13 protein-coding genes are annotated in these 12635 nt (G+C 59.1%); 9 read left to right on the top strand and 4 right to left on the bottom strand.

Annotated features, from left to right (window positions below; translation table 11 throughout):
* Positions 1 to 283: 283 nt before the first annotated feature.
* The 8 genes from PSH86_RS25105 (at position 284) to PSH86_RS25070 (ending at position 7210) form a co-directional block, all read left to right on the top strand.
* On the top strand, positions 284 to 793 hold the full coding sequence (locus PSH86_RS25105) for a disulfide bond formation protein B (protein WP_109754837.1): 510 nt from the start codon (positions 284 to 286) through the stop codon (positions 791 to 793).
* 775 nt (positions 794 to 1568) lie between these two features.
* A complete protein-coding gene (cyoA, locus tag PSH86_RS25100; RefSeq protein ID WP_003205397.1) occupies positions 1569 to 2516 on the top strand; it encodes a ubiquinol oxidase subunit II in 948 nt (315 codons plus the stop codon).
* A gap of 3 nt (positions 2517 to 2519) precedes the next feature.
* Positions 2520 to 4550, top strand: coding sequence for a cytochrome o ubiquinol oxidase subunit I (gene cyoB, locus PSH86_RS25095; protein ID WP_109754836.1), 2031 nt, complete (start codon positions 2520 to 2522; stop codon positions 4548 to 4550).
* Between the two features lie 3 nt (positions 4551 to 4553).
* Positions 4554 to 5180 (top strand): cytochrome o ubiquinol oxidase subunit III, encoded by a 627-nt coding sequence (locus PSH86_RS25090; protein WP_163856792.1) that lies wholly within the window; start codon positions 4554 to 4556, stop codon positions 5178 to 5180.
* Positions 5181 to 5516, top strand: a complete 336-nt coding sequence (cyoD, locus tag PSH86_RS25085) for a cytochrome o ubiquinol oxidase subunit IV (protein WP_025211927.1) — start codon at positions 5181 to 5183, stop codon at positions 5514 to 5516.
* A gap of 11 nt (positions 5517 to 5527) precedes the next feature.
* Positions 5528 to 6415, top strand: a complete 888-nt coding sequence (cyoE, locus tag PSH86_RS25080) for a heme o synthase (RefSeq protein WP_109754834.1) — start codon at positions 5528 to 5530, stop codon at positions 6413 to 6415.
* Positions 6416 to 6554: 139 nt separating this feature from the next.
* On the top strand, positions 6555 to 6899 hold the full coding sequence (locus tag PSH86_RS25075; RefSeq protein ID WP_109754833.1) for a toxin: 345 nt from the start codon (positions 6555 to 6557) through the stop codon (positions 6897 to 6899).
* Positions 6896 to 7210 (top strand): DNA-binding transcriptional regulator, encoded by a 315-nt coding sequence (locus tag PSH86_RS25070; protein ID WP_003205391.1) that lies wholly within the window; start codon positions 6896 to 6898, stop codon positions 7208 to 7210. The genes PSH86_RS25075 and PSH86_RS25070 overlap by 4 nt, the downstream gene beginning before the upstream one ends.
* A 185-nt stretch (positions 7211 to 7395) precedes the next feature.
* Here PSH86_RS25070 and PSH86_RS25065 read toward each other — a convergent pair whose 3' ends face one another.
* From PSH86_RS25065 to PSH86_RS25050, 4 genes are all read right to left on the bottom strand, one after another.
* Positions 7396 to 8100 (bottom strand): hypothetical protein, encoded by a 705-nt coding sequence (locus PSH86_RS25065; protein WP_212801428.1) that lies wholly within the window; start codon positions 8098 to 8100, stop codon positions 7396 to 7398.
* A gap of 138 nt (positions 8101 to 8238) precedes the next feature.
* A complete protein-coding gene (locus tag PSH86_RS25060; RefSeq protein ID WP_305485618.1) occupies positions 8239 to 8982 on the bottom strand; it encodes a DUF72 domain-containing protein in 744 nt (247 codons plus the stop codon).
* A 92-nt stretch (positions 8983 to 9074) separates the two neighbouring features.
* The gene (locus PSH86_RS25055) at positions 9075 to 10088 is read right to left on the bottom strand and encodes a diguanylate cyclase domain-containing protein (protein ID WP_305485614.1); all 1014 of its coding nucleotides are present in this window, start codon (positions 10086 to 10088) and stop codon (positions 9075 to 9077) included.
* 235 nt (positions 10089 to 10323) lie between these two features.
* Positions 10324 to 11226, bottom strand: coding sequence for a LysR family transcriptional regulator (locus PSH86_RS25050; protein WP_163856801.1), 903 nt, complete (start codon positions 11224 to 11226; stop codon positions 10324 to 10326).
* Positions 11227 to 11323: 97 nt separating this feature from the next.
* Between PSH86_RS25050 and PSH86_RS25045 the strand changes: the two genes are divergently transcribed.
* Entirely contained in the window at positions 11324 to 12499 is a 1176-nt protein-coding gene (locus PSH86_RS25045; RefSeq protein WP_305485609.1) for an aspartate aminotransferase family protein, read from the top strand.
* Positions 12500 to 12635: the final 136 nt, after the last annotated feature.

Here is a 12635-nt window from a genome sequence, read left to right as displayed (position 1 = left end):
CGAGCAAGCTCGCTCCCACCCTGGATCTGTGTGGTGACAAAATCCGCATTCGCCCCAAATCCCCCTGTGGGAGCGAGCTTGCTCGCGATAGCGGCGGCAGGTCCGCCCCTGTTCAACGGACCCGCATTAATCTGCTCTTAACCTTCTTGCGGTCTATTCCCCTCCAATGTCGACGCCCGCTGCTCGTTCACTGTCATGGTCTGCGTGTAGACTTCGGGCATCCGAGCGCGCACCCGAGTGTTGCCGTGCTGCGCGTCGATCCATGCAGACAAAGGGAAACGCAATGAGTGAGGAAATGATGCGGTTGGGCCGTGAGCGGCGCTACCTGGTGCTGCTGGGGCTGATCTGCCTGGCACTGATCGGCGGTGCGCTGTACATGCAGGTGGCCCTCGGTGAGGCACCATGCCCGCTGTGCATCCTGCAACGCTATGCGCTGTTGCTGATCGCGATTTTCGCCTTCATCGGCGCAGCCATGCGCACCCGTCGCAGCCTGACGATCTTCGAAGGCCTGGTGGTGCTCAGCGCCCTGGCCGGTGCCGGGGTGGCGGGGCATCACGTGTACACCCAGTTCTTCCCCGCGGTCAGCTGCGGTATCGACGTGTTGCAACCGATTGTCGATGACCTGCCGCTGGCGAAGATCTTCCCGCTGGGCTTCCAGGTCGATGGCTTTTGCTCCACCCCCTACCCACCGATCCTGGGTCTGTCCCTGGCGCAATGGGCGTTGGTGGCCTTCGTGTTGACGGCGGTGCTGGTGCCGTTGCTGGTGTCGCGTAACCGTAAACAGATTCGCTGAACCGCCTTAATGAAACGCCCCGGTTTCTCTCCAGGAGAGCCGGGGCGTTTTGCGTTTCACTCTCGAGCCGGGTCGTCCTTGATCCGAGGCAAGAATGGCCTGCGACAATGTGCGACATGTTGTCACATATCTTGAGGCGCTCTGCCTTTGCGAGGCCGATTAAGCGCTTCTCCCTGTAATAAAAAAACGTCTGCTTTCGCAACAAGCGCATCGCTGGCAGCAGGCATTTTTAACAGCGAAGCGTCAGGCGCCAGAGGCCCCGAAAACTGGGCGCTTGCCGGGCAAAAAAGCGCTTGGCGGTCCTCCCGAGCTGTCTAAATCGGGCGTAGTAGGCCTACGTTTTTTGGGGTTCTTGTTGAGAATGAATTTCGATAACATGCTTGCCCGTTGCAATATTGGCAAGAGATTGTTGCCGGATCGGATAAAAATTATTTCGGGATGAGACATGGTCTACAGCGCGTCAGCTCACTACAATCGCCCGCACCGATTTTCCGACCCGGCTCAAGCTTGAGCACGAGAGTGGTCGAAGGGCGCCAGCGCCCCATGCGACCCCAGGTGTCGGTGCCTCCAACTATCCGCACCAAATGGAATTGGGCTTGAACTAGGCCTTTGACCAACGAATAAGAACTCACTGCTGGCCCAGGATGTGTCGAACAGCCGCTGACGTTCGACGGGCAGCCCTTATTCAATCCAAGAAAATGCCAACCCTTGGCAGGGTGAAGTGTTGGCGATCAAAACCCAACTGCATTGCGCAAGCTGCTTTAGAGGTCGTGAGATGAGTAAAAACAGGTACCCCCGATTACTAGGCTTGCTGCCGCTGCTCGGCACGTTGTTGCTGGGAGGCTGCAACATGACCCTGCTCGATCCCAAGGGCCAGGTCGGCCTGGATGAACGAAACCTGATCATCACCGCCACGTTGCTGATGTTGCTGGTCGTCGTGCCAGTCATCGTCATGACTTTCCTGTTCGCCTGGAAGTACCGCGCGACCAACACCAATGCCACCTACACGCCGAAGTGGTCGCACTCGACCAAGATCGAAGTGGCGGTGTGGACCATTCCGGTGCTGATCATCATTGCCCTGGGTTACGTCACCTACAAGTCGACCCACGCCCTGGACCCGTATCGTCCGCTGGATTCCGACGTCAAGCCGATCACCATTGAAGTGGTCTCGATGGACTGGAAGTGGCTGTTCATCTATCCGGAACAAGGCATCGCCACCGTCAACAAGATCGTGTTCCCGGCCCACACGCCGATCAACTTCAAGGTCACCTCTGACACCGTGATGAACTCGTTCTTCATCCCGGGCCTGGGCGGCCAGATCTACGCGATGGCGGGCATGCAGACCAAGTTGCACCTGATCGCCAACCAGAACGCCGAACTCGACGGTATCTCCGCCAACTACAGCGGCGCGGGTTTCACCGGCATGAAGTTCAAAGCAATCGCCACGACCCAGGAAGATTTCGACGCCTGGGTCAACGATGTGAAGAAGGCACCTAAACAGCTTGAAAAAGCTGAATACGAAGCCCTTTCCAAACCGAGCCAGAACAACCCAGTCGAACTCTACTCGTCGGTTACGCCGAACCTGTTCCAGACCATCATCGACAAATATGAAGGGATGAATCCGGGCAAGCCGATGCACCACGAGAAGAACGAGAAGGAAGTGGCTCACAACATGGAAGGGATGGACATGAGCTCGCATTCAGCTGCCGGGGCAGAGGAGTAAACGATGTTTGGTAAATTAAGTTGGGAAGCGATCCCGTTCCACGAGCCGATTGTCATGGTGACCCTCGCCATCATCGCGCTCGGTGGTCTGGCATTGTTTGCAGGCATCACTTATTTCAAGAAGTGGACCTACCTGTGGACCGAGTGGCTGACGTCGGTCGACCACAAGAAAATCGGCGTGATGTACATCATCGTCGCCATGGTCATGCTACTGCGCGGTTTTGCCGACGCCATCATGATGCGTACCCAGCTGGCCATGGCCACCGAGGGTTCGCCTGGCTACCTGCCGCCTGAACACTATGACCAGATCTTCACCGCCCACGGTGTGATCATGATCATCTTCATGGCGATGCCATTCTTCACCGGCCTGATGAACCTTGCAGTGCCGCTGCAGATCGGCGCCCGCGACGTGGCCTTCCCGTTCCTGAACTCCTTGAGCTTCTGGCTGCTGGTATCGGGCGTGGTGCTGATCAACTTGTCCCTGGGCGTTGGCGAATTTGCCAAGACCGGTTGGGTTGCCTATCCGCCGCTGTCGGGCTTGCAATACAGTCCGGGCGTGGGGATGGATTACTACATCTGGGCGCTACAGCTTTCCGGGTTGGGTACGACGCTGACGGGGGTCAACTTCCTGGCCACCGTGGTGAAAATGCGTACCCCGGGCATGAAGCTGATGGACATGCCGATCTTCACCTGGACCTGCACCTGGGCCAACGTCCTGATCGTCGCCTCCTTCCCGATCCTGACCGCTACCCTGGCTTTGCTGACGCTTGACCGTTACATGGATTTCCACATTTTCACCAATGAACTGGGTGGAAATCCGATGATGTACGTCAACCTGTTCTGGGCCTGGGGTCACCCTGAGGTGTACATCCTGATCCTGCCGGCGTTCGGGATTTTCTCCGAAGTCATCTCGACCTTCTCCGGCAAGAAACTGTTCGGCCACCACTCGATGATCTACGCTTCCGGCGCGATCTCGGTGCTGGGCTTCATGGTCTGGCTGCACCACTTCTTCACCATGGGTTCCGGGGCGAGCGTCAACGCCTTCTTCGGCCTGGCGACGATGCTGATTTCGATCCCGACCGGGGTGAAGCTGTTCAACTGGCTGTTCACCATCTATCAGGGCCGCCTGCGTTTCACCAGCCACGTAATGTGGACCCTGGGCTTCATGGTGACCTTCGCCATCGGCGGCATGACCGGCGTACTGCTGGCCATCCCGGGTGCTGACTTCGTGCTGCACAACAGCCTGTTCGTGATCGCGCACTTCCACAACGTGATCATCGGTGGCGCCGTGTTTGGCTACATCGCCGGTTTCGCCTTCTACTTCCCTAAAGCGTTCGGCTTCAAGCTGCACGAAGGTTGGGGCAAGGCCGCGTTCTGGTTCTGGATCACCGGCTTCTTCGTCGCGTTCATGCCGCTGTATGTACTGGGCTTCATGGGCATGACCCGTCGCCTGAACACCACTACCAACCCTGAGTGGGTGCCGTACCTGTACGTCGCCATGTTCGGTGCGGTGATGATCGCCGTCGGTATCGCCTGCCAGCTGATCCAGTTGTATGTCAGCGTGCGCGATCGCAACAAGCCAGAGAACATGTGCGAACACGGCGACCCGTGGAATGCCCATACCCTGGAATGGTCGACCTCTTCGCCACCGCCGTTCTACAACTTTGCCGTGCTGCCAAAAGCGGACGTCATCGACCCGTTCACCGAAGCCAAGGAAAACGGTACCGCGTACCCGGTTCCGGCCAGGTACGAGCCGATCCACATGCCCAACAACACCGCCACCGGTGTGGTCATGGGGGCGCTGCTGACCGTGTTCGGTTTCGCGATGATCTGGCACATCTGGTGGCTGGCCATCGCCAGCCTGGTCGGCACCGTGGTGTATTTCGCCATCCATGCCGCCCGTGACGATCAGGGCTACATGGTGCCGGTGGATGTCATCGAGCGCATCGAAGCCGAGCAGCACAAACGTCTGGTAGCGGCCGGGAAAGTCCCAGCCACCGCCACCCGTGTTGAAACCTCGTTGGAACAGGCTTAAACCATGTCGAACTTAGTGACCAATGTTGGACACGCCCATGGTCAAGACCATGGGCACGATGACCATCACCACGACTCGGGCGAGATGACCGTATTCGGTTTCTGGCTCTACCTGATGACCGACTGCATTCTGTTTGCGTCGATCTTCGCAGCGTACGCGGTGTTGGTTAACAACGTCGCCGGTGGCCCGTCGGGCCACGACATCTTCGAGCTGCCGTACGTACTGGGCGAAACCGCGCTGCTGCTGTTCAGCTCGATCACCTACGGCTTCGCCATGCTGGCGTTGTTCAAGGGCAAGAAAACCCAGGTCCTGGGCTGGCTGGCCATGACCTTCCTGTTCGGTGCCGGCTTCATCGGCATGGAGATCAACGAGTTCCACATGTTGATCTCCGAGGGCTTCGGCCCTAACCGCAGCGGCTTCCTGTCCGGGTTCTTCACCCTGGTCGGTACCCACGGTCTGCACGTGACCAGCGGCCTGATCTGGATGGCGATCATGATGTACCAGGTCCAGAAAAACGGCCTGACTGCCACCAACAAGACGCGCCTGAGCTGCCTGAGCCTGTTCTGGCACTTCCTGGACGTGGTGTGGATCTGCGTATTCACCGTTGTTTATCTGATGGGGACCCTGTAAATGGCTAACGCTCATTCCCATGATGGCCACGACGCCGGCCACGGCAGCGTCAAGTCCTACGCCATCGGCTTCATCCTGTCGGTGATCCTGACCGTCATTCCGTTCGGCCTGGTGATGTACCCAACGCTGCCGAAAAGCCTGACCCTGTGGATCATCCTGATCTTCGCCGTGGTCCAGGTACTGGTGCACCTGGTGTACTTCCTGCACCTGGACCGCTCCGCCGCCCAACGTAACAACGTGGTCGCGTTTGTCTTTGCCGCGATCGTGATCGTCCTGCTGGTTGGCCTGTCGTTGTGGATCATGTTCAGCATCCATACCAACATGATGGCGCACTGAGGAAAATCCGGATGTCCCTGAAGCACTTTATCCAAATCACCAAGCCGGGGATCATTTTCGGTAACGTGCTTTCTGTGGCAGGCGGTTTTTTCCTGGCCTCCAAAGGGCATGTCGATCTGGCCATCTTCCTGGCGGCGATGATCGGCACGTCCCTGGTGGTGGCGTCCGGTTGCGTGTTCAACAACTGCATCGACCGCGACATCGACATCAAGATGGAGCGCACCAAGAACCGCGCCCTGGTTCAGGGCCTGATCCCGGTGCAACTGGCCTTGGTGTTCGCCACGGTGCTGGGCGTGGCCGGTGTCGCGCTGTTGTACTGGGTCGCCAACCCGTTGGCGGCGTTGTTCGCAGTGATCGGTTTTGTCATCTACGTCGGCCTCTACAGCCTGTACCTCAAGCGCAAGTCGGTCCACGGCACGCTGGTGGGCAGTCTGTCGGGGGCGATGCCGCCGGTGATCGGTTACGTCGCGGTGAGCAACAGCTTCGACATGGCGGCGCTGACGCTGCTGGTGATGTTCAGCCTGTGGCAGATGCCGCATTCCTATGCCATCGCGATCTTCCGCTTCAACGACTACCTGGCGGCCTCGATTCCGGTGCTGCCGGTCAAGCGTGGTATTCGGGTGGCGAAGAAGCACATCCTGCTCTACATCCTGGCCTTCCTCGTGGCGACCTTGATGCTGACCTTCAGCGGCTACGCCGGCATGAGCTACCTCGCCGTCGCCGCCGCCATGGGCATGTACTGGCTGTACATGGCCTGGACCGGCTATAAGGCGGTGGATGACACGGTCTGGGCACGCAAGCTGTTCGTGTTCTCGATCTTCACCATCACCGCCCTGAGCGTCATGATGTCCCTGGACTTCAAAGTGCCGAGTGAGTTGTTGCTGACTTACGCGCCTTAAGCTCCAGACGTTGCACAAAAAAGCCCCGCCTTCGAGAGAAGCGCGGGGCTTTTTTTCTAGATGGGCATGGATGGACTGTCATTCGTCGCAATAGATTTTGGTTTGTTGATCTATGCGCAACTTGCCTATAGTTTCCACCATGCGTACCCTATTTTTTGAAACGACCACATTCACCGCCACGGTTGGCCATTACCTGACTGATGATGAGTATCGTCTGCTTCAGTCCTATATGCTGGAGCATCCAGAGGTCGGTGACGTCATGCCACGTACCGGCGGCTTTCGTAAGCTGCGCTGGTTCGATGAGCGTCGTGGCAAAGGGAAGCGCGGTGGGTTGCGAGTCATTTACTATTGGCTCATGAACGATCGTCAGTTTTGGATGTTCGCGATTTATGACAAGGACGAGTTGGTAAACCTGACCTCCGAGCAAGAGAAGACGCTCAAGCGCGCCATAGAAGCTGAGTTGAAAGTACGAGGTACCTTATGAAAAAGCGCGATCTGTTTGCCGAGATGATGCAAGGCGTCGAGGAGATGGCCGCTCACCGCGAGGGCAAGATTACCCTTCGCCAGATATCGATCGAAGACAAACCGGTTCCCGAGGTGTCGGCCCAGGAAATCGTGGCTTTGCGCGACAAGCTCCACATGTCCCAAGCCGTTTTCGCCAAGAGCATCAGGACCAGTCCAGGTACCCTGAGAAATTGGGAACAGGAAAAATCCAAGCCTAACGCCCAGGCGGCTTTGTTGATCAAACTGGTCGAGAAGTTTCCAGATATGGTCGAACGACTTGGCGCTGTTTGAACAGCTGACACCCATGAAAAAGCCCCGCCTTCGAGAGAAGCGCGGGGCTTTTTCATGGGTATTGCCTTGGACTTCTGTGGGAGCGGGCTTGCTCGCGAAAGCGGTGGGTCAGTTGAACTGATGTTGACTGACACGGTGCATTCGCGAGCAAGCCCGCTCTCACAAGGGGAAAACTCAGCGTGGGCTTATTGCTGGGCGATGCTGTAGCCGTCGAATGCCTTTTGCTGTTGCAGGGCGGTGACGATGCTCTTGCGGGTGACCGGTTGTTCGGTGCCGTCGTTGTCCAGGAAGGTTTCGCTTTCCAGCTCGGCTTCTTCGCCTTCGCCGACAAAATTGAAACCGAGGAATTCGAAGGCTTCACGGTCGACGTTCGGCTTGGAGCGTGGTGTGCGCAAGGGCAGGGTGACGCTGATGCCGTCCTTGCTGATGACAAACACTTCGGCTTCCTTCTTGGCTCGCGAGGCCTTGCCCTTGCTGCCACTTGGATTGCTGATGGCCTGGTGGGTCTGGTTCAGCACTTTCAGGGCCAGGCCGTAGACCAATTCCTGGAACGATGGATCGTCCTTGTAGCTGGAGAGAATGCGGCTGATCGGGAAGCGGCTGCTCAGGTCTTCCAGGGCCGCGAAATCGGCGGCTTCGGCGTCCTTGAGCTGCTTGAGCTGGCCCATCAGTTCGTAGGCCTTGTCGTCGTCGAACGCATCGTGAGCCTGGCGGATGGCGTTGCGCAGTTCGCGGATCTGGTCGCTTTCGCGGTTCGACTGGAACGCATCGAGGACCATTTCACTGATGGTTTTGGCCTGGGGCAGATGCTGTGAAAGATTGATGGAGTTTTCGTATTCCGCTTTGGACGACAGGGTGACTACGGATTCAGCGGTATTGGAATCGGACATTGAAATTTCACTACTTCTGTTAGCGGGATGAGGCGAGAAAGGCATTGAGCTTTTTTCCGGTCGCCTAATCTATTGGACGCGGACGGTGTTGTCACGGTCGGACCGGCGACAGGTTGGCTTTTGTTGCCGGTCCTGGCTTCAATCTCGCATCAGCTCCAACAGTCGCAGGGCATTGGGCGTTGCGGCGCCACTGGCAGTGTTGTCAAAGATGCACCAGGTCGGTGTGTCGGCCCCGGTCTTCAATTGCCGGGCGAGCCGTTCCAGCCAGGGCTCATCGTACGGGGAATAGTAAATTCGCGGCGAACCGTGCAACCGGTAGTAACGAACGCCAGGCCAGCCTGCCGGTCGATCGCAACCGGGCAATGGCGAGGGATCGGCGGCGACGCGGCCGATGTGCTGGGCTTGCAGCAGTGCTTGCGCCGTCGGCGCGAGCCAGCTCGGATGCCGGGGTTCAAGCACGGCATGGCCCTGATAACGGTCGCGCAATGCGGTGAAGAATGCTTCGGCCACTGCGGCATCGAAGGCCAGTGATGGTGGTAACTGGATCAGCAGGCAGCCCAGTTTCTCTCCCAATTGCGAGCATTGCCCCAGAAAATCATCCATAAGCCCTTCGCAATCGAGCAGCCGCCGTTCATGGGTGATCTGTTTTGGCACTTTGACCGAGAAGCGAAAGTCCGAGGTGACGCTATCGGCCCACTTTGCGTAGGTGGCGGGGCGGTGTGGACGGTAGAACGAACTGTTGATCTCCACCGCCGGGAAGCGTGCGCTATAGCGCTGCAAGTGGGTGCCCTCGACGGGAAAGGCCAGCCATTGCTCCCGGGGTAACGACCAACCGGCGCAGCCCAGATAAAGGTTAGAAGGGGAGGGGGATCGAGTCGACAAGTGCCCGGACCTGATTGCAAGCGTTACAACCTATGACCGCTGTAAACGCCGCAAAGATGCATTCATTTTTGCCGCGGACCCTGAGCCCGGTTTCATTTGCAGATCACATTCTTGCCGGCCATCTTTGAGCGATACTGCGCCTGGTCCGCCCGGTCCAGCAGCGCCGCTTGTTGTTCATCGTCGAAGCGCTGCACCACGCCAAAGCTCATGGTGATCTGAAAATCGCCCACCGGCAGCAGGTCGGACAATCCACGGCGAATGGTTTCGGCCATCAGGCAGGCGTCGGTCAGGGAGGTGTTGGGCAAGATCATGATGAACTCGTCGCCGCCCCAGCGCACCAGCAGGTCGCCGTCGCGCTCGCAGCGCTGGACCGCCTGCACCACTTGCACCAATGCCGCATCGCCGAAAGCATGTCCGTAACGGTCGTTGATGTCTTTGAAATCGTCGACATCCATGGCGATCAGCGACAAAGGTTCGCGAAAGCGCTGGGCACGTTCGCAGGCCAGTGGCAGCGCTTGCTCCAGGCGATAGCGGTTGGCGACCAGCGTCAGTGCATCGGTCTCGGCGAGTCGACGGTTTTCCTCGAGTTGAATCTGCAATTGTTGGTTGACCCGGGACAGTTCGCGGGTGCGCTCTTCGATCACTGCTTCCAGGGACTTGTTGCGCCGCTCCAGTTGCTCGAACAAGCGCTTCTTGTCGTCGATACTGCGATGGGCGCCGATCATGCGCGCCACCGTGCCGTCAGGGTTGCGGGCGATCACGTAGCCGCGATCCTCGATCCAGATATAGGAACCGTCGCGCGTGCGACAACGGTATTCGGCCTGGTAGCCGTGGGATCTTTGTTCCAGATAGTCGTCGAACAACGCCATGACCCGTGGATAGTCACCCGGGTGGATCACGCTCTCCCAGGTCAGCACGGTGTTGTCCAGGGAGTGAGGCGGGTAGCCAAGCATCGTGTACCAGCCGGGATTGCGGTAGACGAAGCCGGTGTTGGCATTCCAGTCCCAGATGCCATCGCTGACCAGTTCCAGGATGGTGTGCAGTACGCCTTCGTCCAGATCGGACAAGTCGAACCGCAGCATGTCGATGTTCGAGGCATCTCCCATCGTCGTTTCCTCAATCAGCCTTGATATCAAAATGCTCGTCCAAGGAGGAAGAGTAGCTGATGGGGCGCGGGGTCACTAGCGGGGCAGAGCTTCGGATGAACGCTGAACCGTGGCGAGGGAGCTTGCTCCCGCTGGACTGCGTAGCAGTCCCGAGATGGGCCGCTTCGCGCCCCAGCGGGAGCAAGCTCCCTCGCCACGGGATTTATTTTCATCCAACATTCTTCGGGTCAATCCCTCAGGGTTTGCCCCATTTCTCCAACGCAAACTCGACAAAACTGCGCAGCTTCGGCAAACGGTAGCGATCCTGCGCGTACATCAGGCTCATCGGCCGATGGGGCAGCTGGTAGCCCGGCAGCAACGTCACCAGGTGTCCATCCTTCAGGTCCTGGGCCACCAGCGCATCGGGCAGCATCACCACGCCCATCCCGGCCAGGGCGGCGCGATGCAGGCCCGAGGAGCTGTTGATCAGCATCGGTCCGTTCACCGGGATCTTGATCTCGCCTTGCGGGCCATTGATCGGCCAGTGATCCTGGGCAAAGCGCCATTCGTCTGCTGCCGAATAGGCGAACGACAGGCAGTCGTGCTGTTGCAAGTCCGCGGGTTGTTCCGGCGTGCCTCGCCGGGCCAGGTAAGCAGGGGAGGCGCAGATGGTCAGGGTGTAGTCCATCAACGGACGGGCAATCAGTTTCGGATCGGGATGGCCAAGGCGGATGGCCACGTCGAAGCCATGGTCGAGCAGGTCAAGGCGCTGGTTGGTCAGCACCACGTCGAGCTTGACCTGGGCGAAGCGCTGGCTGAATTCGGCCAGCGCCGGCGAAAGGCGTTCGGTACCAAAGGTCAGCGGTGCGGTGATGCGCAGGGTGCCGGTGGGTTCGCCCTGGGCCTGTTCGGCCAGGCGTTCGGAATCGGCCACCAACCCCAACACTTCCAGGCAACGCTGGTAGTAGGCCGAGCCGAATTCAGTCAGGCGCTGGCGCCGTGTCGTACGGTTGATCAGGCGCACGCCGAGGCGTTGCTCCAGCGCCCGAAGATGATTGCCCACCATGGTGGTGGACATTTCGCAGGCCTGGGCCGCCGCTGTCAGGCTTCCGGTTTCTACCACCTTCACGTAAACGGTCATTGCCTGGAACAGGTCCATTATCAAGCTCAGCTTTTAAATGATTGAAGTAAAGTCGCATTTATCCATTTTGAGTGGCTAACCATACTGGAAAAAACCACCCGATGGAGCCTGAGCCATGACCGCTGCCTGCCTGATGACCACTTACCAACCCCTGGCGCTGAATTTCACCCATGGCTTGGGCACGCGCCTGTGGGACCAGGACGGCCGCGAATACCTCGATGCGGTGGCGGGCGTGGCGGTGACCAATGTCGGCCACTCTCACCCTCGACTGGTGGCCGCCATCAGCGAGCAAGCCGGCCTGCTGTTGCACACATCCAACCTGTACAGCATCGATTGGCAGCAACGCCTGGCGCAAAAGCTCACCCAGCTGTCCGGGCTGGAGCGGGTGTTTTTCAACAACTCGGGCGCCGAGGCCAACGAAACCGCGCTGAAACTGGCGCGCCTCTATGGCTGGCACAGGGGCATCGAGCAGCCGTTGGTGGTGGTCATGGACAACGCGTTCCACGGGCGCACCTTGGGCACCATGTCCGCCAGTGACGGCCCGTCCGTGCGGCTGGGTTTCAATCGGTTGCCGGGGGATTTCATCAAGGTACCGTTTGGCGACCTCGCGGCGTTGGAAGAGGTCCGGCAGGCTCATGCCGAGCGCATCGTTGCTGTACTGGTGGAGCCGATCCAGGGCGAGAGCGGTGTGCAGCTCGCCCCGCCGGGTTACCTCAAGGCCTTGCGGCAACTGTGCAGCCGGCGTGCCTGGCTGTTGATGCTCGACGAGATCCAGACCGGTATCGGTCGCACCGGCCAATGGTTCGCGTTCCAGCATGAAGGCATCGTGCCGGACGTCATGACCCTTGCCAAAGGCCTGGGCAACGGCGTGCCCATCGGTGCTTGCCTGGCGCGGGGCAAGGCTGCCGAGTTGTTTACTCCTGGCAGTCATGGCAGCACCTTTGGCGGCAATCCACTGGCCTGTCGGGTCGGCTGCACGGTGCTGGATATCATTGAGCAACAAGCGCTGGTGGATAACGCCAGGCACCAGGGCGAACAATTGCTGAGTCGGTTGCGGATCGAGTTGGCGGACAACCCCAATGTATTGGCGATTCGCGGTCAGGGCTTGATGATCGGCATCGAACTCAAGCAACCGGTCCGCGACCTGACCCTTCGCGCCGCCCGGGACCACGGGCTGCTGATCAATGTCACCCGGGGCCAGACCATCCGCCTGTTACCGCCGTTGACGATCGATGGGCGCGAAGTGGAGATGATTGTCAGGGGCGTGAGCCGCTGTCTGGCGCAGGGTTGAGGGGCGTTCGCCTGGACGCCGGTTTTTATCGGGCAGCCGGGCGAAACGCGACGCAGCGGGACGGAATTTTTAACGATTGCCGTGTTCCAACGCCTGCCAGAGTCGATTGCCTACGCCCTGGCACTTCAGACTGAAA

Source organism: Pseudomonas sp. FP2300, assembly GCF_030687595.1.
GTDB classification, from domain to species: Bacteria; Pseudomonadota; Gammaproteobacteria; order Pseudomonadales; family Pseudomonadaceae; genus Aquipseudomonas; species Aquipseudomonas bijieensis.
Note: the sequence above shows the minus strand (reverse complement) of the source record. Positions and strands in the feature narration are given on the sequence as shown.